The sequence below is a fragment of the Burkholderia latens genome, assembly GCF_001718795.1.
Taxonomy (GTDB): domain Bacteria; phylum Pseudomonadota; class Gammaproteobacteria; order Burkholderiales; family Burkholderiaceae; genus Burkholderia; species Burkholderia latens_A.
This window is the reverse complement of the sequence record NZ_CP013435.1, coordinates 242204-264073: the sequence shown is the minus strand read 5'-3', so window position 1 is coordinate 264073 and position 21870 is coordinate 242204. Positions and strand designations below refer to the sequence as shown.

The 21870-nt window shown below is 67.8% G+C and carries 21 protein-coding genes, 1 tRNA gene and 1 pseudogene; 13 read left to right on the top strand and 10 right to left on the bottom strand.

The window, feature by feature from the left end:
* Positions 1-409: 409 nt before the first annotated feature.
* Positions 410-1021 carry a septal ring lytic transglycosylase RlpA family protein gene (locus WK25_RS01295; protein WP_069241905.1) on the top strand — a complete coding sequence of 204 codons (612 nt, stop codon included), beginning with the start codon at positions 410-412 and terminating at the stop codon, positions 1019-1021.
* A 104-nt stretch (positions 1022-1125) separates the two neighbouring features.
* Here WK25_RS01295 and rsmI read toward each other — a convergent pair whose 3' ends face one another.
* Entirely contained in the window at positions 1126-2004 is an 879-nt protein-coding gene (gene rsmI, locus WK25_RS01290; RefSeq protein WP_069240836.1) for a 16S rRNA (cytidine(1402)-2'-O)-methyltransferase, read from the bottom strand.
* Positions 2005-2050: 46 nt separating this feature from the next.
* Here rsmI and WK25_RS01285 point away from each other — a divergent pair, with 46 nt between their 5' ends.
* The 7 genes and pseudogenes from WK25_RS01285 to WK25_RS01255 all read left to right on the top strand — a co-directional run bounded on the left by WK25_RS01285 (position 2051) and on the right by WK25_RS01255 (position 6773).
* Positions 2051-2479: a YraN family protein gene (locus WK25_RS01285; RefSeq protein WP_413168758.1), complete on the top strand. Its 429-nt coding sequence runs from the start codon at positions 2051-2053 to the stop codon at positions 2477-2479.
* Positions 2480-2606: 127 nt separating this feature from the next.
* A complete protein-coding gene (locus WK25_RS01280) occupies positions 2607-3191 on the top strand; it encodes an SIS domain-containing protein (protein ID WP_059691549.1) in 585 nt (194 codons plus the stop codon).
* 17 nt (positions 3192-3208) lie between these two features.
* Positions 3209-4006 (top strand): BON domain-containing protein, encoded by a 798-nt coding sequence (locus WK25_RS01275; RefSeq protein WP_040144857.1) that lies wholly within the window; start codon positions 3209-3211, stop codon positions 4004-4006.
* Positions 4003-4362, top strand: coding sequence for a c-type cytochrome (locus WK25_RS01270; RefSeq protein WP_069240834.1), 360 nt, complete (start codon positions 4003-4005; stop codon positions 4360-4362). The genes WK25_RS01275 and WK25_RS01270 overlap by 4 nt, the downstream gene beginning before the upstream one ends.
* 66 nt (positions 4363-4428) lie before the next feature.
* Positions 4429-4504 (top strand) — tRNA-Ala (locus WK25_RS01265).
* Between the two features lie 173 nt (positions 4505-4677).
* Positions 4678-5337: pseudogene (locus tag WK25_RS29735) on the top strand (tyrosine-type recombinase/integrase); the annotation flags it as partial.
* 293 nt (positions 5338-5630) lie between these two features.
* On the top strand, positions 5631-6773 hold the full coding sequence (locus tag WK25_RS01255; RefSeq protein WP_156788992.1) for a hypothetical protein: 1143 nt from the start codon (positions 5631-5633) through the stop codon (positions 6771-6773).
* A gap of 243 nt (positions 6774-7016) precedes the next feature.
* Here WK25_RS01255 and WK25_RS01250 read toward each other — a convergent pair whose 3' ends face one another.
* Both WK25_RS01250 and WK25_RS01245 read right to left on the bottom strand, forming a co-directional pair.
* Positions 7017-8414 carry an enolase C-terminal domain-like protein gene (locus WK25_RS01250; RefSeq protein WP_069240831.1) on the bottom strand — a complete coding sequence of 466 codons (1398 nt, stop codon included), beginning with the start codon at positions 8412-8414 and terminating at the stop codon, positions 7017-7019.
* 63 nt (positions 8415-8477) lie between these two features.
* On the bottom strand, positions 8478-9818 hold the full coding sequence (locus WK25_RS01245) for an MFS transporter (RefSeq protein ID WP_040142968.1): 1341 nt from the start codon (positions 9816-9818) through the stop codon (positions 8478-8480).
* A gap of 345 nt (positions 9819-10163) precedes the next feature.
* On the opposite strand from WK25_RS01245, the gene WK25_RS01240 reads away from it, so the two are divergent.
* Complete coding sequence (locus WK25_RS01240) at positions 10164-10790, top strand: DUF2239 family protein (protein ID WP_040142970.1); 627 nt, start codon at positions 10164-10166, stop codon at positions 10788-10790.
* A 201-nt stretch (positions 10791-10991) separates the two neighbouring features.
* Here WK25_RS01240 and WK25_RS01235 read toward each other — a convergent pair whose 3' ends face one another.
* The 4 genes from WK25_RS01235 to WK25_RS01220 are packed head-to-tail and all read right to left on the bottom strand — an operon-like array spanning position 10992 to position 15250.
* Positions 10992-12158, bottom strand: coding sequence for an ABC transporter permease (locus tag WK25_RS01235; protein WP_040142972.1), 1167 nt, complete (start codon positions 12156-12158; stop codon positions 10992-10994).
* Between the two features lie 4 nt (positions 12159-12162).
* The gene (locus tag WK25_RS01230) at positions 12163-13317 is read right to left on the bottom strand and encodes an ABC transporter permease (protein WP_040142974.1); all 1155 of its coding nucleotides are present in this window, start codon (positions 13315-13317) and stop codon (positions 12163-12165) included.
* 18 nt (positions 13318-13335) lie between these two features.
* Positions 13336-14034, bottom strand: coding sequence for an ABC transporter ATP-binding protein (locus WK25_RS01225; RefSeq protein ID WP_069241904.1), 699 nt, complete (start codon positions 14032-14034; stop codon positions 13336-13338).
* Between the two features lie 10 nt (positions 14035-14044).
* The gene (locus tag WK25_RS01220; protein ID WP_069240830.1) at positions 14045-15250 is read right to left on the bottom strand and encodes an efflux RND transporter periplasmic adaptor subunit; all 1206 of its coding nucleotides are present in this window, start codon (positions 15248-15250) and stop codon (positions 14045-14047) included.
* Between the two features lie 367 nt (positions 15251-15617).
* On the opposite strand from WK25_RS01220, the gene WK25_RS01215 reads away from it, so the two are divergent.
* On the top strand, positions 15618-15851 hold the full coding sequence (locus WK25_RS01215; RefSeq protein ID WP_040142978.1) for a hypothetical protein: 234 nt from the start codon (positions 15618-15620) through the stop codon (positions 15849-15851).
* Positions 15852-15930: 79 nt separating this feature from the next.
* Here WK25_RS01215 and WK25_RS01210 read toward each other — a convergent pair whose 3' ends face one another.
* Complete coding sequence (locus WK25_RS01210) at positions 15931-16719, bottom strand: Mut7-C RNAse domain-containing protein (protein ID WP_069241903.1); 789 nt, start codon at positions 16717-16719, stop codon at positions 15931-15933.
* Between the two features lie 95 nt (positions 16720-16814).
* Between WK25_RS01210 and WK25_RS01205 the strand changes: the two genes are divergently transcribed.
* Positions 16815-17684 carry an NAD(P)-dependent oxidoreductase gene (locus WK25_RS01205; RefSeq protein WP_069240829.1) on the top strand — a complete coding sequence of 290 codons (870 nt, stop codon included), beginning with the start codon at positions 16815-16817 and terminating at the stop codon, positions 17682-17684.
* 71 nt (positions 17685-17755) lie between these two features.
* Entirely contained in the window at positions 17756-18391 is a 636-nt protein-coding gene (locus WK25_RS01200; protein ID WP_040142981.1) for a LysE family translocator, read from the top strand.
* A gap of 125 nt (positions 18392-18516) precedes the next feature.
* On the opposite strand, the gene WK25_RS01195 is transcribed toward WK25_RS01200, so the two are convergent.
* Positions 18517-19794, bottom strand: a complete 1278-nt coding sequence (locus WK25_RS01195; protein ID WP_059548174.1) for an MFS transporter — start codon at positions 19792-19794, stop codon at positions 18517-18519.
* Positions 19795-19891: 97 nt separating this feature from the next.
* On the opposite strand from WK25_RS01195, the gene WK25_RS01190 reads away from it, so the two are divergent.
* The gene (locus WK25_RS01190) at positions 19892-20812 is read left to right on the top strand and encodes a LysR family transcriptional regulator (protein WP_069240828.1); all 921 of its coding nucleotides are present in this window, start codon (positions 19892-19894) and stop codon (positions 20810-20812) included.
* Positions 20813-21023: 211 nt separating this feature from the next.
* On the opposite strand, the gene WK25_RS01185 is transcribed toward WK25_RS01190, so the two are convergent.
* On the bottom strand, positions 21024-21857 hold the full coding sequence (locus tag WK25_RS01185; protein WP_040142985.1) for an OmpW/AlkL family protein: 834 nt from the start codon (positions 21855-21857) through the stop codon (positions 21024-21026).
* Between the last annotated feature and the right edge of the window lie 13 nt (positions 21858-21870).

Genomic DNA, 21870 nt, shown 5'->3' with positions numbered 1-21870 from the left:
GAGCACCGTCAAGCATCGACCGCCGGGGAGTCCGGCGGTGTATCCAGCACCGAGCGTTCGGTGCTCACGTCTTGTCCGGCCGGGTGCTGCGCGCCCGCTTGCGGCCTTGCTGCCGCGCCGCCGGATGAGGCCTGTGCCGCCGTTCCTGTGCGTTGGCTGTACGCGACGCGCGCGAACGTGAAAGCCATGTTCGATGGCGGCATGTGGGGTCTGGTCAGGCTGCCGGGGACAGGTTGCGCCAGACGTGAAAACTAATCAGGACGGTTGCGGCACAAACGAAAGCCGCGCCCATGCTAGCCGCCTGCTCGCATCCGAGCGGGGCGTGCACGCATTTGCCGTCCGGGCCGCGTTATCTGCGTCGTTGAGCAGCGTTGTATCGGTGCGGCCCGAACCAGAAGGCGACACGTCGATGAATTTTCGATTTCCGACTCGATTCGGGACCATTGCATTATTTTTTGCGCTGACGGGCTGTGCGGTGCCATCCAGCCAGACCACCGGCAGCGCCAGCCAGAAGAGCGCGGTCAACAAGACGACCGCTGCCGCGAAAGCGGATGACGACAAGCAGCCGCTGAGTTTCGACTCCGCGCTGGCATCGATGCCGGCTACCGACAGCACCGACGCGAAGAAGTCGTCGCTGGCGGACGCCGAGCCGATCGACGGCAAGGACGTGTCCGACTTCCGCCAGACGGGTCGGGCATCGTGGTACGGCCGGGATTTCCACGGTCGCCGCACCGCGAATGGCGAGCGTTTCAACATGAACGCGCTGACGGCCGCGCATCGCACGCTGCCGCTGTCTTCGTACATCAAGGTGACGAATGCGTCGACCGGCAAGTGGGTCGTCGTGAAGGTCAACGATCGTGGGCCGTTCAAGCGCGGCCGCGTGCTCGACCTGTCGTATGCGGCGGCGAAGATGATCGGCCTCGTGCATGCGGGCACCGGTCGCGTGAAGATCGAAGGGCTGTCGCCGCAAGAAGCGCGCGAGGCGCGCGACGAGATGTTCGCGTCGCTGTCGTCGAAGTAACCGAACTCACGCGGCGATTCGCGCCGCGCGTTGCAAAAGGGCTGCCTTCCGGCAGCCCTTTTGCGTTTCCGCCCGCCGGGCGGTGCCGCCCGTGCTCGCGCCCGTCAGCCTTCCTTCAGCGCGAGCGCGCGCGCATACAGCGCGTTGCGCGACGCGCCCGTCAGCGCTGCCGCGAGCTTGGCCGCGCTCTTCACCGGGACTTCTTCCAACAACAACTTGAGCAGCGCGTCGTGCGCGGTGTCGTCGGCTTCGCCGCCGCCGGCCGGCGCGCCTTCGACGACCAGCACGAATTCGCCGCGCTGCCGGTTCGCGTCGCCGTCGAGCCAGATCTGTCCTTCGGCCAGGGTGCCCTGGAACAGTTGCTCGTGTAGCTTGGTGAGCTCGCGCGCGATCAGCAGCCGGCGCGCGGGGCCGAATGCTGCGGCAAGTGCGGCGACGGTTTCGGCGAGCCGGTGCGGCGCCTCGTAGAACACCAGTGCGTACGGGTGCTGCACGAGCGCCTGCAGCGCGCTCGCGCGCTGCTTCGCCTTCGGCGGCAGGAAGCCCGCGAACGTGAACGCGCCGGCCCAGTCGCCGGCCACGCTGAGCGCGGTCACCGCCGCGCTTGCGCCGGGCAGCGGAACCACCGCGAAGCCGGCCGCGCGCACCGCGTCGACGAGCCGCGCGCCCGGGTCCGAAATGCCGGGCGTGCCGGCGTCCGACACGTACGCGACGCGTTCGCCCGCGCGCAACAGCTCGATCACGCGCAGCGCGGCTTCGCGCTCGTTGTGCTCGTGCACGGCAACGAGCGGTTTCGAGATCCCGTAGCGGGCGAGCAGCTGGCCCGTGTTGCGGGTGTCTTCGGCAGCGATCCGGTCGGCGAGGCCGAGCACGTGCAGCGCGCGCAGCGTGATGTCGGCGGTGTTGCCGATCGGCGTCGCGACCACGTAGAGCGCGGCTTCCGGGTAGTGCTGCGTTTGCGCGAGTTCGAGGAGGGCAGTCATGGCAGGCAATGCGCGCAAGAGCGGCGCAAGCGGAACAAGGACGGCATTGTGCCACGCGGTGGCGCGCGCGCCGGGTGACGGAAGCGAGTTGCCGCGCGGCGGCGGCAACTTTTCGGGCACGGCGCGATCCAGATCGGTGGGCGCGACGTTCGAACAGCGCGCGCGGCGGTTCCTGGAGCGCCGCGGTCTCGCGTTCGTCGCGGCGAACGTGACCGTGCGCGCTGGCGAGCTGGATCTCGTGATGCGGGCGCCCGACGGCACGCTCGTGTTCGTCGAGGTCCGTGCGCGGCGCAGCACCCGGCACGGCGGCGCGGCGGCGAGCGTCGGCTGGCGCAAGCGCCGGCGCGTGATCGCGGCCGCGCTTCATTTCTGGGCGCGGCACGGCGCGGGTGCCGCGTGCCGTTTCGACGTCGTCGCGTTCGAGGCCGGCCGGCTCGAGTGGCTGCGCGATGCATTTCGTGCCGATGACGCATAGCCTCGAGCTGTGACGAGATGTAAAGAGTTCTTGCCGTACCCCCGGAGCGCGCGCCGGAGTGCGGTAAACTCGCCGCACCCATGACGTTGCGCGCGGGGTGCCCACGCGCCCAGTTCACCAGGAATCGATGTCAGTCGAACGTATTCAGCAACATTTCCGCGACAGCGCCGCGCTTCACGCCGAAGCGGCCGATGCGCTGTCGCTGCCGATCGCGGCCGCGGTCGACGCAATGTTCGCCGCGCTGGCGAACGGCAACAAGATCGTCGCGTGCGGCGACGGTCCGTCGGCCGCCGCCGCGCACTACCTCGCCGTGTCGCTCGTCGGCGGCTTCGAGCGCGAGCGTCCGGGCCTGCCCGCGATCGCGCTGGCTACCGATGCGTCGCAGGGCGGCCTCACCGGAGCGGCGGCCGCGGATCAGCTGTTCGCGCAGCAGGTGCGCGTGCTCGGGCAGACGGGCGACATCCTGCTGGTGCTCGATGCGAGCGGCGCGTCGCCGCGCGTGCTGGCCGCGATCGACGAAGCGCACGAGCGCGAGATGACCGTCGTCGCGTTGACGGGCGGCGATGGCCATGCCGTTGCGGCCGCGCTGTCCGATACCGATATTCCGATCAGCGTGCCCGCCTCGCGCGCGGCACGCGTCCACGAAGTCCATCTGCTGACCATCCACTGCCTGTGCGACGGCATCGACGCGATGCTGCTGGGTGAGGATTGAACGAAGGAGAGCCGTCGATGAATCAAAGCCGCGTCAAACAGACGCTCGTCAGAACCACGTTGCTCGCCGCGCTGACGGCCGGCGTCGCGATGTCGCTGCAGGGCTGCGTGCTCGGCGTGCTCGGTGCGGCGGCCGGCGGCGGCGCGCTGATTGCGACCGATCGCCGCACGCTCGGCGCGCAGACCGAGGATCGCGAGATCCAGGTGAAGGCGCTCACGCAGATCAACAACGGGCTGCCGGACCAGTCGCACGTGAACGTGACCGTGTTCAATCGCCGCGTGCTGTTGACGGGCGAAGTGCCGAACGACGCGTCGAAGCAGCGCGCCGAGGAAATCGTGCGCGGCATCAACAACGTGAACGGGATCGTCAACGAGCTGTCGGTCGAGCCGGCGTCGTCGCTGTCGTCGCGCGCGAACGACTCGTACCTCGAAGGGCGTGTGAAGTCCGAGTTCATCGCGACGAAGGGGCTGTCGGCGAATTACTACAAGGTTGTCAGTGAGCGCGGCAACATTTATCTGATGGGCCTCGTGACCGTCGACGAAGGCAATCGCGGCGCGGATGCCGCAAGCCAGGTGCCGGGCGTCGAGAAGGTCGTGAAGGTGTTCCAGTACATCCAGCCGCAGGAGGCACAGGCGTTGCAGGCTGCATCGCCTGGCAGCGCATCGGGCGCGCAGCCCGCTGCCGCGCCGGCGGATGCCGCGACCGTCGGCGCGGTGCCCGATGCGTCGGTCCAGTCGGCGCCGCTGCAACCGCCGGCGCCGATCTCGAATTCGTCGAGCGTGCATCCGGGGAACCCGAAGGCGAAGCCGCAATGAAGCCGATGCAAAACAAGATCGCGCAATGGGGCGCGCGCGTCGCCGCGGTTGCGGCGCTCGCGGCCGGTTCGCTCGGGGTCGCGCATGCGGACGTCGGCGATGGCCTGAAGGTCGCGCGCAGCAACGCATGCATGGGTTGTCACGCAGTGGATCGCAAGCTGGTCGGCCCGTCGTTCAAGGACATCGCCGCCCGCTACAAGTCGGATCCGCAGGCCGTCGCGAAACTGTCGAAGAAAGTGAAGGAAGGCGGCTCCGGCGTGTGGGGGGCGATTCCAATGCCCGCGCACCCGCGGATGAGCGACGCCGATGTGCGTTCCGTGGTCGAATGGGTGCTGGCCGGCGCACCGTCGAAGTGACGCGTCAGGTGGGATGGCCCCCCTATTGCCAAGCCGGGAAATGCATGTGTATGATGGACGACTGTTGGGGCGGTAGCTCAGCTGGGAGAGCGTCGCGTTCGCAATGCGAAGGTCGGGAGTTCGATCCTCCTCCGCTCCACCAAGAACATGTCTAGGGTTGTACGAGCAAGTCAGCAAACCCCGCAGCCAGTAAGGCTCGCGGGGTTTTTTGTTTCTATGTTCGTCTGATGTTGTCATTGACATCTCGGGGCACCAGGGGGCATTTTAGGGGGCACGAAGCATGCCCCCATATGCTGATGCCCCCACGGAGATCGAATGCCCCTGACTGACGCCGAAATTCGCAATGCGCCCGCCCGAGAGAAGCCTTACCGCCTGACAGATGGCTCCGGCATGTATTTGGAAGTCTCGCCGGCGGGCGGAAAGTATTGGCGGTTCAAGTATCGATTCGCCGGCAAGGAAAAGCGCCTGGCGCTGGGCGTCTACCCTGAGGTCAGCGGCAAGGAAGCACGGCTTCGCCGGGACGAGGCGCGCAGGCTTCTCGCCAACGGGATCGATCCGGGAATTGAGCGCAAGGTGCAAAAGGCGGCGACGGTCGAGCGCGCCGCGAACAGTTTCGAAGCTGTCGCGCGCGAGTGGTTTGCAAGGCAGTCGCCGGGCTGGGCGAAGAGTCACGCAGATAAGATCATCGCTCGTCTCGAGAAAGACGTTTTTCCTTGGCTGGGTGGTCGAGCGATCGCAGAGATCAAAGCGCCGGAAGTTCTCGCGGTCCTGCGCAGGGTGGAAGCGCGCGGCGCGCTCGACACATCGCATCGAGTCCATCAAAACTGCGGTCAGGTCTTTCGCTACGCAGTTGCCACCGGGCGGGCGGAGCGTGACGTTAGCGCAGACCTGCGTGGTGCGCTTCCGCCGGCTCGCCACACTCACTTCGCGTCCGTGACGGAATCGTCGAGTTCTTCGAGCGCTCGCCGACCATATCGACACGTGCTTTCGCTGCATCGGTATTGCTTGAAATGGAGGACTGGGCCACCTTGTTTTCGTCAGCTGAGAGACTGCTGTCCGATTGGGATGTGTCGAATCTGCTGCTACGAGTGGAAGGCTATGATTCATGCCTCGCCATCGCGAGCGATTCGCGCTGGACACCGATGCAACGCGTGCGGCTACTGTGGCTGCTCGTCGGGGGCGAAGACTCATACGACTGGCGCTCAAAGCATTGGCTTACGCCAGAATGGGCACCAAATTTCACCATAACACCTTGGCGAGACGCCATCTTGGACGCGTTGGCGGAAGCAGCGTCCGATGGCTTCGCTTTTCTGCTGGATCACTTTGATTCGACGGAACCCCTTCCACATGGAACCGAAGCCAATATGGCCGATCTGGCCAAAGGCCTGTTTTTCATGTCGAGCGGCAGGAAATTTGCCGCCGCAATGGACCTTCTTGTGCAAACGCGGCAACAAAGCGCAAGCTCGATTCGCTATCACGTCGTGAACCAGCATCCGCGCGAGGCACTGTCGTGGTTGCGGGACAAAGGTATTGATGGCGTGTCGAGCAAATTGCTCTACGGTTTGCTTGAGGCCATTCCAAAGCCGTCGGCGATCGACAATCGGCATGCGGATTTCGTGCGCGAGATCTTGCAGGTTTCGCAAGATGTAGAGATCCGTCGACAATGCCTGCAAATTCTGTCTGGAAGCGGCGACGAGCAATCAGCCATCCAGCTTGTCGAATTCCCGTCACTTGGTGTGACAGATTCAGCTCTGTTCAACGTTTACAACGGTGAACGCTTTAACCTCTTGGTACGACGACTTATCGACCGCGTCGTTCGCAAGGAGGTGGCCCCCGAAGCATTGAACGGCGTCGCTTCCACGATCCCAGAGGCAAAGTGGAATAGCCACGTCGCGCTAGTTGCCGTCGGGTTGACCGATTGGTTGCGATCATTCGGTGCGGATGTTGCGCACGTCGCAGAGACCGCGGAATACCTCTTGTATGCGGCATTCAAGATGGAGGTCGTTCCAGCGGCCGTTTCTGAACTGGTCGAACTGATTCTTGTGGCCAATGAGCCTCGGGCCAATAAGTATCTGATCTATCCGGCCGTTGGAGCCAACTCGTGGAATTCGTATTCGTCGGCCGGTAAGGCGTTTCGGCAAAGCTTGGTCGAGAAGCTCGTTGTGGTCTTGAAAGCGCGCGAGAACCGTTCGCTCATGGCAAATCTACTCATTCGCAATCATTTGAGCGTTGAGTATGCGGTAGAGATGTTGTGTGCAATGATCGACGCGCAGCCGGGCGACGCGCTACTTGACAGCATCGACGGCTTCGAGTTGGCACTTCCTAAGACTGCGGAGATCATTCAACGAACGAAGGACGCCAGACCAAGGGCACAGGGTTCGATATCGCAAAGGAGCTATAGCGATCAGTAACCACAATCGTGGAAATAGTGGAGTTGGTACTGGCTACCCGTGGCTATGGAAGAACGAAGTGCAGAGAAATCGGGGCAGCCCGGACAAAGTGCAAAAAATGCGTTCCGCGCGCCCGCACTCGACTACGGGAACCCCTTGAGTTGCCGTAGCTGAAGCGCAAAAAATGATTCCCGTTGGGCGCAAGAAATTCCTCCCTGTCTCACGCCACACCGGGCCCTTTGCTTTCCGCGCGAAAACCGCGCCTCACCCCCGCCCGAAACTCGGCCGCTTCGGATCGTACGTCCACCCCGGCACCAGATACCGCATCGCGATCGCGTCGTCGCGCGCCGTGCCTCCCACCTCCCGATACAGCGCATGCGCGGCTTCGACCTGCGCCATGTCGAGCTCGATCCCGAGCCCCGGCCGCGCCGGCACCGCAACCTGGCCGCCGACGATCTCGAGCGGCTCGCGCGTGAGCCGCGCGTCGCCTTCCTGCCAGATCCAGTGCGTATCGATCGCGGTGATCGTGCCGGGCGCGGCCGCCGCCGCGTGCGTGAACATCGCCAGCGACACGTCGAAGTGATTGTTCGAGTGCGAGCCCCACGTAAGGCCCCAGTCGCGGCACAGCTGCGCGAGCCGTACCGACCCCCGCATCGTCCAGAAGTGCGGATCGGCGAGCGGAATGTCGACTGCCTGCAGCCGCACTGCGTGATCCATCTGCCGCCAGTCGGTCGCGATCATGTTGGTCGCGGTCGGAATGCCGGTCGCGCGCCGGAATTCGGCCATCACCTCGCGGCCCGAGTAACCGGCTTCCGGCCCGCACGGGTCCTCCGCATACGCGAGCAGATGGCCTTGCCCGCGGCACAGGGCGATCGCTTCGTCGAGCGACCATGCGCCATTCGGATCGAGCGTCGCGCGGGCGTCCGGAAAACGCGCCTTGATCGCCGCGATCGCTTCCATTTCGTCGGCGCCGGCCATCACGCCGCCCTTCAGCTTGAAATCGGCGAAGCCGTAGCGTTCGACCGCGGCTTCCGCCTGCCGCGCGATCGCGGCCGGCGTGAGCGCCGCCTCGTTGCGCAGCCGGAACCACGGGTCGGCCGCCTGCGTCTCGTCGCGATACGGCAGGTCGGTGCGGCGCCGCTCGCCGATGTAGAACAGGTACGCGAGCATCGGCACCGCGTCGCGCTGCTGGCCTTCGCCGAGCAGCGCCGCGACCGGCACGTCGAGATGCTGGCCGAGCAGATCGAGCAGCGCGGCCTCGATCGCGGTGATCACGTTGTCGAGCCGCAGGTTGATCTCGTGCGGCTGGCGCAGCACGGCCGCCTCGCCGGCCGACGTCACTTCGTGGCGGATCGTGCGTCCGGCCCCCGCACCCGCGCCGGACAGCGCCGCCCGCACCGCGTTCAGCGTCGCCTGGTAACGCCCGATCGACTGGCCGACGACGAGGTCCGTCATCCGCTCGAGCGCCTGGCGGATACCTTCGCCGCCGGGCACTTCGCCCACGCCCGTGCGGCCGCTGCTGTCGTCGAGGATCACCAGGTTGCGCGTGAAATACGGCGCATGCGCGCCGCACAGGTTCAGCAGCATGCTGTCGCGGCCGGCGACGGGGATCACCTGCATGCGCGTGACGCGCGGCGTGTCGGCGCGGCGTGATTCGGACATCGGTTTCGCTCCTGGTTCCGTTGATGCGCAGGCCGCCGGACGCGCCGGCGCGGCCCGCGCCGTTCAGTTCAGCTCGACGCGGCGAATCTCGCCGACGACGAACAGGTAGCAGACCACGGCGACGAGCGCGTGCGCGACGACGTACACCAGCGCGCCGTTGAACGAGCCGCTGCGGTCGACGATATAGCCGATCGCGATCGGCGTCGTGATGCTGGAAAGGTTGCCGCATGTATTGAGCAACGCACCGCTCAGCCCGGCGATCTGGCGCGGCGCGGTGTCGGCGTTGACGGCCCAGCCGAGCGCGCCGAGGCCCTTGCCGAAGAACGACAGCGCCATGAACACGACGACGACCACGTGCGAGTCGGTGTAGTTGCACACGATCATCGACATCGACAGCAGCATGCCGATCACGATCGGCACCTTGCGTGCGATCGACAGCGACCGCCCCTGCTTGAGCAGCGCGTCGGACACGATGCCGCCGAGAATCCCGCCGAGGAAGCCGCACACCGCCGGGATCGACGCGACGAGCCCGGCGTTGAGGATCGACATCCCGCGCGCCTGCACGAGATAGACCGGAAACCATGTGATGAAGAAGTACGTGAGTGCGTTGATGCAGTACTGCGCGACGTACACGCCGACCAGCATGCGGTTTCTCAGGAGCGCCTTCACGTGACGCATCGACGGGCCGCCGTCGCGCGCGCCGGTCGCCTGGTCGATGTTGACGAGCGCGCCGCCTTCGTCGAGATAGTCGAGTTCGGCGCGGTTGATCCGCGGATGCACCTTCGGGTCGTACATCGTGCGGTTCCACACGAGCACGAACGCGAAGCCGAGTACGCCCATCACCGCGAACACCGACTGCCAGCCGAACGCGTGCACGAGCCAGCCCATCAGCGGCGCGAACACGACGGTCGCCGCGTACTGCGCGGCGTTGAAGATTGCCGACGCGGTGCCGCGCTCCGCTGCCGGGAACCAGGTCGACACGATCCGGCTGTTGGCCGGGAACGACGGCGCCTCGGCCGCGCCGACCAGGAAGCGCAGCCCGAACAGCATGGCGAACGCGGCCGCGCCGCTGAAGAAGCCGATGCTGCCTTGCAGCAGCGTGAACAGCGACCAGAAGAAGATGCTGAACGCGTAGACCACGCGCGACCCGAAGCGGTCGAGCAGCCAGCCGCCCGGAAGTTGCGCGACCACGTACGACCAGCCGAACGCCGAAAAGATGAAGCCCATCTGCACGTGCGTCAGGTGCATCGCGCGTGCAAGCGCGGGGCCGGCAATCGCGATCGCCGCGCGATCCGCGTAGTTGATCGTCGTGACCGCGAACAGCACGGTCAGCACGAGCCAGCGCACGCGCGTGCGCCGAGCCGTTGCCGACGCGGACGCCGGCAATGCGTGAAGCGGATTCATGACTGTCTCCTCCGAGAGCGGAAGGTGCCGTCGTGCGGCTGCGCGTCGATGCGCGTTCTCTGTAGTGAGGTGGCCGGCCGGAGGCCGAACGCCGCTGCGCTGTGGCAGGACGTCCGGGTCATTCTGTCATGGCGACATTTGCACTTTCATGCCAATTGCTGACTTGATCGATTCAGGATTTGAATCGATGAGTGACCAGCGACCGCACGGCCAACGACGGGCTCACGTGCGCGCGTCAGCGACGCGCCACCCGAAATCGGCAATATTTTACCCGGGTGATATTGACAACCAATTTACACCCGGATAAAAATAGCGCCATTCCCACTACTCACGATGGCGGCTCCGATGACGATTTCCACCTCGCTACCTTCCTGCACGGCATTCGACGGCCATCGGCGCGTTGCCTCGGGCACGCCCGCGGCGGTGGCTGTCGCGATCCGGCACGCGTATGGCGATGCGATGTCCGGCTCGGTCGTGATCTTCGACGACTCGACCGGCCGCGCGATCGACCTCGACCTGCGCGGCACCGCGGACGACATCCGTGCGCGTTATGCACCCGCGCCGGCCGAGCCGGCCACGCCGCCCGGCGCCGCGGCGAGCGCAGGAGAACAGCGCGGGCGCGGCCGTCCGAAGCTCGGTGTCGTGTCGCGTGAGGTCACGTTGCTGCCGCGTCACTGGGACTGGCTCGCCGCGCAGCCGGGCGGCGCATCGGTCGCGCTGCGCAAGTTGGTCGAGGACGCGCGGCGCATGCGCGCGGCGGCGGACCGGCATCGCGATGCGCAAGCGCGCGCGTACCATTTCATGTCGGCGATCGCGGGCGACCTGCCGAATTTCGAGGAAGCGGCGCGCGCGCTGTATGCGGACGACCTCGCGCGGATGGCGGACCTGATCGCCGGCTGGCCGGACGATGTGCGGGCTCATGCGCTCGCGCTGGCGCGCGGCGAGCTGCCGCCGCCGGTCGACGCCGGTTGACGACGCATACCGCGCGATGGCGCCGTTCGATCTGAACGGCGGCGCGCACTCGCGCCAGCCGCGACAACGGCCGAGCGCGACATGCCCGGCGCACCTGCGCGGCGCGCATCGCTCGACGCTCGCGGGCGCGACGACCGCGCATCGGGCGGTCGATCCGGCGACAGGAAAATCGATGCGCGATGCGCGCGGCGGCCACCCGCGTCACTGCGCGCGCAGCGCGTCGACGATGCTTAGCCGCGCGGCGCGCATCGCCGGCAGGAACCCGCCGACGAGCCCCATCACGAGCGAGAACAGCAGCGTCTTCACGACGATTGCCGGTGTCAGCACGAAGCGGAACGACAGGTCGGCGAAGGTCTGGAAGTTCGTCGTCGAGAACGATGCGAATTGCATCAGCGACGCGCACGCGAGCCCCATCACGCCGCCGACGAAGCCGAGCAGCAGCGCTTCGAGCAAGAACGCGGCGAGCACGTTCATGCGCTTGAAGCCGAGCGCGCGCAGCGTGCCGATCTCTGCGGTGCGGTTCGCGACCGACGCATACATCGTGATCATCGCGCCGATCATCGCGGCGATCGAGAAGATCGTCGACAGCGTGATGCCGAGGATGTTGATGAAGGTCGACAGCGCCTTCGACTGGTCGCCGTAGAACGTCTGCTCGCGCTTGGCCTCGTCGGTCAGGCGCGGGTCGACGTCGATGTCGGCCTTGAAGCGCGCGAAGCCGTCCGCGCTCGGGATGCGCAGCACCATCGACGAATAGCTGGTGCGCCGGAACGACTGCATCAGCTGGTCGACGTCGCCCCAGATTTCCGAGTCGAAGCCGCTGCCGCCCGCATCGAACACGCCGACGACCGTCCAGTCGCGTTGCGCGAAATGCAGCCGGTCGCCGAGCTGGGTGCCGCTGAAGCCTTTCGCGATCGCGCTGCCGACGACGATCTCCGACGAACCCGGCGCGAACGGGCGGCCGGCGACGAGCTTCACGTGCGGACGCAGTGCGAGGCCGGCCGGCGACACGCCGCGGATCACGACGTTCGACGGCTTGCCGCTCGTCGTCTTCACGAGCGAGATCAGCACGACCGCTTCCTTCGATACCAGCGGCCGCCCGTCGGGCCCGAGCGCGACGGACGGATGCATCTCGAGCGCATTCGCCTGCTGGTGATCGATTGCGCTCTGGATTTCCGTTTCCGCGCCCTTGCGGATCACGACCGCGTTGTCCGCTTCGCCGGTCGATACGAGCGTCTGCGTAAGCCCGGCGTCGAGCATCTGCACGGTCGCGAACACGAAGATCACGAGCGCCATCCCGCCCGCGGTGAGCGCGGTCGTGAGCCGCCGCGTCCAAAGGTTGCGCGCGATGTAGGTGAGCGGAATCGCCATGCGCCTAACCGATCGCCCGCAGGCCTTCGACCACGCGCACGCGTGCGGCCTGCCACGCGGGCACGATGGCGGCCGCGATGCCGACCGCCACCGAGCACGCGGCCTGCAGCGCGATCGTCGCGGTCGACACCTTGAATACCGGAAAGATGCCGCCCGCGGCCTGCTTGAACAGGCTCGCGGCCGGCGGCGTCGCGAGCATCCCGAGCGTGCCGCCCGCCACCGCGATGACGACCGACTCGCCGAACACGATCAGCGCGATGAAGCCGTGGCCGAAGCCGAGCGCCTTCAGCGTCGCGTATTCGGCGGTGCGCTCGCGCGCGCTCATCGCCATCGCGTTGGCCATCACGGCCATGATGATCAGGATCACCACGTACGACACGACGCGGATCGCCGCGATGATCTGGTTCGACATCGCGACGAAGCCGAGCTGAAAAGCCTGCTCGGTCTCGGTCAGCGTTTCGGCGAGTGAATTCTTGAAGACGGCGTCGACGTTGCGCGCGATCGCGGCGCCGTCGTCCGGGTTCGCGACGCCGAGCACGAACACGCCGACCTGGTCCGCCTGCTTCGGCGTGCGCTTGCGCACCGTCTCGTTCAGGTAGTCCCAGTGGAACACCAGCTGGCGCGTGATCGTCGAGTCGTCGCGGCCGTCGAGGATGCCGCGCACGACGAAATCCCACGTGCCCGGGTAGATCGTGCCTTTCAGCGGAATCACGTCGCCGACCTTGAACCCGAACTGCGTCGCGAGCTGGCGCCCGACGAGACAGCCGCGCCGGTCGCGGTCGTAGTCGGCCCGCTGCTGCGCAGGGAGGATGAATTCCGGATACAGGTCGAGGTAGTTCTCCGACACCGCGAAGCTCGCGAAGAAGTTTTTCGGATCGCGGTACACGCCGCCGAACCAGTTCGAACGCACCACCGCAGTCACGCCGTCGACACCGCGGATCCGGTTCTCGTAGCTCACCGGCAGCGGAAACACGAGCGAGATCGCGTTGCGCGTGACGAGCCGGCCGCTCGACGCGGCGGCCGCGCCGGCGTACCACGCGTCGACCACCGTATGCAGCAGCCCGAACGCGAGCACGGCGATCGTCAGCCCGAGCACCGTCAGCAGCGTGCGCAGCCGGTGCCGCAGTGCATTGCGCGCGATCAGCTTCAGCACGTACATCGTGCGCGCTCGCGTCGGTTAGGCCGCGTGCCCATCGATCAGCTCCCCTTTTTCGAGATGCACGACCGAGCGCGCGGCGCCGGCCGCCTGCGCGTCATGCGTCACCATGATGATCGTCTTGCCGAGCTCGGCGTTCATCCGCTGCAGCATCGCGAGCACGTCCGTGGCGGACGCGCGGTCGAGGTCGCCGGTCGGTTCGTCGGCGACGATCAGCACCGGATCGGTGATCAGCGCGCGTGCGATCGCGACGCGCTGCTGCTGGCCGCCCGACAGCTCGGACGGATAGTGGCTCTTGCGATCGCCGAGATTTACCATGTCGAGCACCAGCTCGACGCGTTCGCGCCGCTCGCGGCGCGACAGATTCGTGAGCAGCAGCGGCAGCTCGACGTTCTCGAACGCGCTCAGCACCGGCATCAGGTTGTAGAACTGGAAAATGAAGCCGACGTTCGCCGCGCGCCATTCGGCCAGCTGCGCTTCGTCGAGCTGCGAGATGTCGAGACCGCCTACGCGCAGCTCGCCGCTGTCGGGGCGGTCGATGCCGGCCACCAGATTGAGCAGTGTGCTCTTGCCGGAACCGGACGGGCCCATCAGTGCGACGAAGTCGCCTTCGCCGATGTCGAGCGTGATGTCGGTCAGCACCGGCACGACCTGGTTGCCGCGCCGGTACGACTTCGCGACGTGGCTGAGTTCGACGAGGGGTGGCCGTGCGTCGTTCACGCTTGCCACGCTACTTCTTCGCGACGGTCACTTTCGCGCCGTCCTTCAGCTTCGGGCCGGGGGCGAGCACGACCGTGTCGCCGGGCTTCACGCCGCGGATCGCGACGAGCTCGCCGATGCGTGCGCCTTCGGTGACGGCGGTTGCGCGCACGGTGTCGTCCTTTACGACGAACACGACCGGGCGGCCGTCGCGCTCGACCACTGCACTCGCCTGCACGGCCGTCACCGGCTGCCGGTCCTGCGGCGACGCGGGCTTCGACAGGAACGCGATCTTCGCGCTCATGTCGGGCAACACGCGTTCGTCGCGGTCCACGAAGCGCACCTTCACGAGCACTGTTGCCTTCGAGCGGTCGACCGTCGGCACAATGCGCGACACGCGGCCCGCGAAGCGCATGTCCGGCAGCGCGTCGAGCTGGATCTCGCACGGCTGCTCCGCGCGGATTTTCGCGATGTTCGATTCGGCGACGTCGGCCTCGACTTCGAGCGTGTCCATGTCGGCGATCGTCACGACCGCGCCCTTGCTGTCCGACGCGGACGAGAACGGCGTGATGTTGTCGCCGACGTTCGCGTGCTTCGCGAGCACGATTCCGTCGAACGGCGCGCGGATCACCGTCTGGTCGACCGCGACCTGCGCGGCCTGCGCGTTCGCTTCGGCGGATACGATCGCGGCCTGGTCGCTGTTGACGGTCGCGCGCGCCTTGTTCACGCGCGCGGTGTCGGTGTCGAGTTGGGCAGCCGGCACCGCGCCTTTGGGCGCGAGTGCGGCGGTGCGGCGCAGCGCGATCTCGGCGTCCCTCAGTTCGGCCTGCGCGACGCCGAGGTTCGCGCGCGAAACCTGCACCTGAGCGCGCGCCTGCGCGAGCGACGCCTGCACGTCGCGGCTTTCGAGCCGCGCGATGATCTCGTCCTGCTTCACGCGCGTGCCTTCGAGCACGCCCAGCCATTCGACGCGCCCCTGGCCTTTCGACGCGACCGCGGCCTTGCGCTGCGGCACGACGTAGCCGGTCGCGTTCAGCTGCGTGTCGTTCTGGTACGGGTATGCGGACGTGACGGACGTCGTATCGACTGTCGGCCGGCCGGTGAGCGCGAGCGCGGCCACGATCGCGGCGATGACGAGGGCGGCCGCGGCCGCATAGCGCGCCCACCGGCGCCGGCGTGGCGAGGGCGCGACGGGACGCCGGTCGATTTTCAGTTTGTCCAGATTGTGATCGGGCAATTTGGGCGCCTCGCGTCGGCGGCCGTCGCGTGTCCGGCCGCGATCCGGTTGGATCGGAAGGAGGCCAGTATAGCGTCGCCGCGGCGGGCGCGAGAGGCGGTTTGTCGGACGATTGGCACACGGGCGCACGGCCGTCGCACGGGGCCCGGGCGACGTACCCCGGGGAAACCCGAGGATGCTGCGAACGTGTCAACTCGGCGCGCGCGCGGCGCGTTATGGAGCCAGTGCGTCAGTATTGGCTGAGGCGGAAAGGTGCGAACCGACCCGTCCGGCGGCGACCGGCACTCCGGCGCGACTGACGTTCCGATGCGGATGCCTCGCATCTCTTACCGGTACGTTTGACTTTTTCTCCGCTAAAGGAAGAACAATGAAGAAGACGCTCGCTTCGATCATCGCCGCAGCATTCGCTCTCGCATCGGTTTCGGCATTCGCACAGGCGTCCGCGCCGGCAGCCGACACGTCGGCCGCCGCGTCGGCGCCGGCCAAGAAGGATCACAGCAAGCCGAAGCATGCGCTGAAGCACCACGGCTCGAAGAAGGGCCAGGCCAAGGCTGCTGCTGCATCGGCGGCTGGCACGAACGACGCAGGCACGCAGAACTAAGCACGCTTCGCCGGGGCCGGCATCGCCGGCCACCCCGTCGCGAAACCCCGCACGCTCCGGCCTGCGGGGTTTTGTTTTTTCAGGCGTCGGCCGGGCCCGTCGCGATTGGCGTGTCCGCCGGCTTCGCGCGGTCTGCACCCGGCGGCGCGCGCATCGCATCGACTACCGCACGCATCCGTTTCCAGTGCGACCCTTCCCAGAATACGCGGCGGCACACGTCGCATGCGGCGAAGCGCCGATGCCGGTCGCGCACGCCGGGCGGCACGCGCGGCGCGGCGTCGGCTGCATCGAGCGCGTGCAGGGGGGCGTTGCAGCGCAGGCACAGCCGGAACGGGCGCATGTACGGCGCGAGGCCAAGCCGCGTGAACAGCTCGCGCAGCTGCGCGTCCGGCTGCCGAGCGTGCACGTAACAGCCGCGCACGACCGCGCGGCGCTTGAGCAACTCGCGGTCGCGGCTCAGCACGATCCGGCCTTCGCGCGCGGCGAGCGCGACGAGCTCGTCGTCGCGGTAGTGGTTGTCGTAGCAGGTGTCGAAGCCGGCGAGGCGCAACAGCTGCGCGAGGCCGCCGAGGTGCGCGTCGGCGACGAAGCGCCACTGCTCGTGCTGCTGCGGCGGCGCTTCGGCCGGCGGTGGCGCGCGTTCCGGATGGACGTCGACGTGGTCGCCGTCGGCAAGCGGCCGATCGAGCGCGGCCGGCGCGCCGTTCACGCGGAGCCGGCCGATTTCCGTATGCGGGACGCCGAGCGCCTCGATCGCGTGCTTGACCGTCGCGTCGCGCGCGAACGCGTGCACGAATGCGCATTCGCGCTGCGCGGGCGCGACAAACGCGTTCAGCTCGTCGTGGAAGCGGAAGGTCGCGGTCGCCATCCGCGCAGTATCGCACCGCGCGCGGCCGGCTGCGGGGCTGCAGGCGGCGGCCATCTGTGTTTAACTCCCCGCTTCAAGAGTCGAAGGAGCGGGAAATGGATCTCGGGTTTATCGGGCTGGGCGAAATGGGGCAGGCGATCGCGACGAACCTGCTGAAGGCGGGACACACCGTGCGGGTCTGGAACCGGTCGCGCGAGCGTGCCGAGCCGCTCGCGGCGGTCGGCGCGCAGATCGTCGCGACGCCGGCCGACGCGTTTCGCGGCGACGCCGTGTTCTCGATGCTGGCCGACGATGCGGCCGCGCGCGCGGTATTCGACGACGCGCTGCTCGCGCAGGCGCCGCGCGGCCTGATCCACGTGAACATGGCGACGGTATCGGTCGCGCTCGCCGAATCGCTCGCGCATGCGCATGCGTCGCGCGGCCTCGACTACGTCGCCGCGCCGGTGATGGGCCGCCCGGACGTCGCGGCCGCCGCGCGGCTGACGATCATGGCCGGCGGACCGGCCGAGGCAATCGACCGCGTGCAGCCGCTGTTCGACGTGATTGGCCAGAAGACGTGGCGGTTCGGCTCGCTGCCGCAGCATGCGAACGTCGCGAAGATCGCCGCGAACTTCACGCTCGCGTCCGCGATCGAGACGCTCGGCGAGGCGTCGGCGCTGCTCGGCGCGCATGGCGTCGCGATGCGCGACTTCCTCGACGTGATCACGAACAGCGTGTTTCCCGGGCCTGTCTACGCCGGCTACGGCGGGATGATTGCCGAGCGCGCTTACGAGCCCGCGCGCTTCAAGGCGCGCCTCGGGCTCAAGGACGTCCGGCTCGCGCTGGAGGCCGGCGACGCGGCGTCGGTGCCGCTGCCCGTCGCGAGCGTCGTGCGCGACAGCCTGCTCGATGCGCTCGCGCACGGCGGCGGCGAGCAGGACTTCGCGGTGCTCGGCGAAGTCGCGTTGCGCCGCGCGGGCCGCTGAGCCGGCGCGGGACAGAAACGCCGCGCACGCGGCATAATCGGCAATTCGTTTTTCTTTCGGCTGAGGCGCGCATGAACCTGCATACATGGTGGCTTTTCGTGGCGACGGTGTTCGTCGTGTCGGCGATTCCGGGGCCGAACATGTTGCTGGTGATGACGCACGGCGCACGGCACGGGCTGCGCCGTTCGTCCGCGACGATGGCCGGCTGCCTGACTGCGCTGGTGCTGATGCTCGCGGTGTCCGCGGCGGGGCTCGGGGCGGTGCTCGAAGCGTGGCCGGCGATGTTCAATACGCTGCGCTTCGCAGGCGCCGCGTACCTGATCTATCTCGGCGTGAAGGCGTGGCGCGCCCGCGTCGACGACGCGCCGGCCGCCGACGTCGATGCGGTGTCGCACCACGCGTCCGCATCTCGCTGGGCGCTGTTCCGCAACGGTTTCCTGGTCGCCGGCAGCAACCCGAAGGCGATCCTGTTCGCTGCCGCGCTGCTGCCGCAGTTCATCAATGCGGCCGAGCCGACGCTGCCGCAATTCGGCATTCTCGTCGTCACGTTCGCGGCAATCGAGGTCAGCTGGTATCTCGTGTACGCGTCGTTCGGCACGCGCATCGGCGCGACGCTGAAGAGCCAGAGTGTCGCGAAGGCCTTCAACCGGCTGACGGGCGGCCTGTTCGTCGGCTTCGGCGCGATGATGGCGCTGGTCCGTCACTGAATCCTGGCCTCTGCGGCCGTTACGGTCTGCCGGACGCCCCGTACCTCGCCAGAGGACGGGGCGTTTTCACATCCGCGCCGCGGTAGCGCGCCGATCATGCGGCGGTCACGCCCGGTCATCCGGGATTACGCGCGCGGCCATGCGGTGGCGCGGGTCCGGCGCGCCGCCGACAAGCCGAACGCGGCCGCTGCGCCCGCGAATGCGAAACCCACGCCGCACACGGCGCTCCACCGGCCCCACGCCCACGCGCTGCCGGCGAGCGCCGCGCCGAGTGCGCCACCGACGAAGAACAGCCCGACGAACAAGCCGTTCAGCCGCCCGCGCGCGGCCGGGTTCAGCAGGTTGATGTCGCGGCGGCCGATCGTCTGGTCGACGATTACGCCCGCATCGAGCAGCGCCGCGCCGCCGGCCAGCAATGCCAGCGCGACGCCGCGATGCGCATGCGCATCGAAACCGAACCAGCCCGCACCGGCGATGCCGAGCACGGTGAGCGCGGCCAGCATCGTCACGTGTGCGACGCGCTGCGCAGCCGGGCCGTGGCCGCGATCGCCGGCGCGGCCGGCCAGCGGCGTGACGATCGCACCGCTCGCGCCGGCAAACGCAAACAGCGCGATCCCGTGCAGGTCGAGGCCGAACGGCGGCTGCGCGAGCCGCAGCCCGATGGCCGTCCAGAACGCGCTGAACGCGGCCATCGCGAGCGCTGCGGAAACGGCGTGGCGGCGCAATACCGGCTCGTCGGCCAGCAGCCGGCCCATCGATGCGAGCAGCGCGCGATAGCCGGCCGTCGCCGCCGGCACGCGCGGCGGCAGGCGTAGCGCGAGCACCGCCGCGATCGCCGCGTTTGCCAGCGCGGCCAGCGCGTAGAACGCGCGCCAGCCGGCGGTGCCTGCAATCAGGCTGGCGAGGGGCCGCGACAGCAGGATGCCGAGCATCAGCCCGCTCATCACGTTGCCGACCGCGCGGCCGCGCTGCGCTTCGGGCGCCATCGACGCGGCCATTGGCACCAGCATCTGAATCACGCTCGACGCTGCGCCGGCAGCCAGCGTCGCGAGCAGGAACACCGTGCCGGAGCGCGTGAAGGCCGGCAGCGCGAGGGCGGCCGCGCACGCGATCTGCGTCGCGACGATCAGGCGGCGGTTCTCGAGCAAGTCGACGAGCGGCACCAGCAGCACGAGGCCGGCTGCGTAACCGAGTTGCGGCAGCGTCGCGACAACGCCCGTGAGGCCGGGCGGCAGGTGAAGGTCGGCGGTGATCGGGCCTGTCAACGGCTGCGCGGCGAACAGGTCCATCACGATCACGCCGACGGTCGCGGCGAAGAAGAGCGTCATGCCCGCGCTCAGCGCGGGCGCCGCCCCGCGCGCGGTGCGCACGGCGGCAGGGCAGGAATCGGCAGGGCAGTTCATCGGGAAATCCATAGGTCGATCGAAGGAATCCCAATCGTAGGAGCCCGCTCTTTATGCGACAATTGAAATATGTCTAACTTGATTATGCGAGTTTTCTTTGAATACGCGTGATCTGCAGGCGTTCGTCGCGGTGGTCGACAGCGGGTCGATGGTCGCCGCGGCCGCAAAGCTCCATCTGACGCAGCCGGGCCTCACACGCCGCGTGCAGAACCTCGAGACGCTGCTCGGCATGCCGCTGCTCGAGCGGCAGAGCAAGCCGCTGAAGCCGACCGCGGCCGGGCGCGACGTCTACGCGCTCGCCCGCAACGTGCTCTGCGCGGTCGACGAGTTGATGGCGGCCGGCGCGCCCGACAGCGAGCCGTCCGGCGAGCTGCGCATCGGCGTGCCGCCGTTCCTGTCCGAGCTGGCGCTTGAGCGGCCGATCGACCGGCTCCGCGATGCGTTTCCACGGCTGACGCTGCGTGTGACGGCCGGCTGGTCGCCGGCGCTCGTGCAGGCGATCGAGCGCGGCACGCTGGACGTCGCGACGGTGATGGTGCCGGCGAGCGCGGTGCTCCCCGACACGCTGACGGCCACGCTGCTCGGCACACAGCCGACAGTGCTCGTGGCTGCGCGCGACTTTCCGTTGCCGGACGGCCCGCTGTCGCTCGACGTGCTGTCGGGTTTCCCGTGGGTGCTGAGCCAGGACGGATGCGGGATGCGTTCAGCGCTGAGCCGTGCGCTCGGCGCGGCCGGGCTGCCGTTCGACGTCGCGGTCGAGGCGTTCGGCTCGGAACTGCAGCTGTCGCTGGTCGCGCGCGGCGCCGGCATCGGCATCGCGCCGCCGAACGCGCTGGCGCGCAGCGCGCATCGCGATGCGCTGAGGGTGGTGGAAACGGCCGGCCTGGAAACGCGGATCAACGTGTGGATCGTGCACGGCGCGCTGCCGGGCCGCTTGACGCGGCCGGTCGCGCTGCTGCGGGACGCGCTGGGCGAGGTGCTGGAGCGGGAGACGTCGAAGGGGTCGGATAACGATTAGCGATTTAGAGCAGGTAGTCGAGGGAAAATCCGTATTTTCTCTACGGAAATGTTGCAATGCGGAAATCGATTCGCTATAGTTACACCTGTCTCCTCCATGTCTCCTCTGATATGGATTCAGCCCGCCTCTTAGGCGGGCTTTTTTTTGCCCGCGTTTTTGGCGCGGGTCATCCACTCGGCCTCCGGCCGTCTTCCGTCTCCGATGCGCAGCGTCAGAACTTGTAGGTCATCCCGACGTAGCTGATGATCGGGTCGGCCTTCAGGTCCGATTTCGACTCGGAGAGCACCGTGCCGTCGGCTGCCTTGATCGTCACGGTCGACGTCGTCTTCAGCGGAATGTAGGTCACCGATGCAATCAGCCCGAAGTGCTCCGTCATGTTGTATTGCAGGCCCGCGTTGAACACCGGCTGCCACGACGACGACGCCTTCGCCTCCACCGAGGTCGTGCCCGGCTTGCCCGCGCCCGCCGCGAGAATCGCGCCGAGGTTGTCCTGCGTCTGCTTGATGAAGTTCGTGTTGAGCTGCAAGTCGCTGAACCAGTTGTACGACACGCCGAGGCCGAGGAACGGCCGGAACTTCGCGGTCGCCTGTCCGAAGTAGTACTGCAGCAGCACCGCCGGGCTCCACTGCCGCACGCTCTTCACGATCGGGTTCACCGACGCGAGCCCGATGTTCTGCGTACCGAGCGCGCCGGCAGGGCCGGGCGGCTTGATCGTGCCCTGGCCCGACACCTTGAACACGGGCGGCACGCCGGCCACCGACGTGACCGCGATATGGTCGGTCAGGAAGTGGCTGACCGTCAGGCCGACCGTGTCGGCGCCGCTGGTGTGCAGCCCGGTGCCCGGCGACGTGAACGAGGGCGGCAGCCGCAGCGGGGTGTTGATCGGCGTCGGCGCGACGTTGGTCGTCATCGGCGTGCTGCTTTGCTGCGGCATCACGTGGAACCAGCCGAGCGTGACGACGTTGCTGCCGGCGCTCTGCGCGTGCGCCGCGAGCGGCGCCAGGGCAGCGGCCCCGGCCGCCGCGCAGAGAAGAGTCTTCTTCATCACGGCTTTCCTC

What these genes read in the sequence shown, in the direction of transcription:
- WK25_RS01295 (WP_069241905.1), top strand. Translation starts at nt 410, where the DNA reads ATGAATTTTCGATTTCCGACTCGATTCGGGACCATTGCATTATTTTTT.
- rsmI (WP_069240836.1), bottom strand. Translation starts at nt 2,004, where the DNA reads ATGACTGCCCTCCTCGAACTCGCGCAAACGCAGCACTACCCGGAAGCC.
- WK25_RS01280 (WP_059691549.1), top strand. Translation starts at nt 2,607, where the DNA reads ATGTCAGTCGAACGTATTCAGCAACATTTCCGCGACAGCGCCGCGCTT.
- WK25_RS01275 (WP_040144857.1), top strand. Translation starts at nt 3,209, where the DNA reads ATGAATCAAAGCCGCGTCAAACAGACGCTCGTCAGAACCACGTTGCTC.
- WK25_RS01270 (WP_069240834.1), top strand. Translation starts at nt 4,003, where the DNA reads ATGAAGCCGATGCAAAACAAGATCGCGCAATGGGGCGCGCGCGTCGCC.
- WK25_RS01250 (WP_069240831.1), bottom strand. Translation starts at nt 8,414, where the DNA reads ATGTCCGAATCACGCCGCGCCGACACGCCGCGCGTCACGCGCATGCAG.
- WK25_RS01245 (WP_040142968.1), bottom strand. Translation starts at nt 9,818, where the DNA reads ATGAATCCGCTTCACGCATTGCCGGCGTCCGCGTCGGCAACGGCTCGG.
- WK25_RS01240 (WP_040142970.1), top strand. Translation starts at nt 10,164, where the DNA reads ATGACGATTTCCACCTCGCTACCTTCCTGCACGGCATTCGACGGCCAT.
- WK25_RS01235 (WP_040142972.1), bottom strand. Translation starts at nt 12,158, where the DNA reads ATGGCGATTCCGCTCACCTACATCGCGCGCAACCTTTGGACGCGGCGG.
- WK25_RS01230 (WP_040142974.1), bottom strand. Translation starts at nt 13,317, where the DNA reads ATGTACGTGCTGAAGCTGATCGCGCGCAATGCACTGCGGCACCGGCTG.
- WK25_RS01215 (WP_040142978.1), top strand. Translation starts at nt 15,618, where the DNA reads ATGAAGAAGACGCTCGCTTCGATCATCGCCGCAGCATTCGCTCTCGCA.
- WK25_RS01210 (WP_069241903.1), bottom strand. Translation starts at nt 16,719, where the DNA reads ATGGCGACCGCGACCTTCCGCTTCCACGACGAGCTGAACGCGTTTGTC.
- WK25_RS01205 (WP_069240829.1), top strand. Translation starts at nt 16,815, where the DNA reads ATGGATCTCGGGTTTATCGGGCTGGGCGAAATGGGGCAGGCGATCGCG.
- WK25_RS01200 (WP_040142981.1), top strand. Translation starts at nt 17,756, where the DNA reads ATGAACCTGCATACATGGTGGCTTTTCGTGGCGACGGTGTTCGTCGTG.
- WK25_RS01195 (WP_059548174.1), bottom strand. Translation starts at nt 19,794, where the DNA reads ATGAACTGCCCTGCCGATTCCTGCCCTGCCGCCGTGCGCACCGCGCGC.
- WK25_RS01185 (WP_040142985.1), bottom strand. Translation starts at nt 21,857, where the DNA reads ATGAAGAAGACTCTTCTCTGCGCGGCGGCCGGGGCCGCTGCCCTGGCG.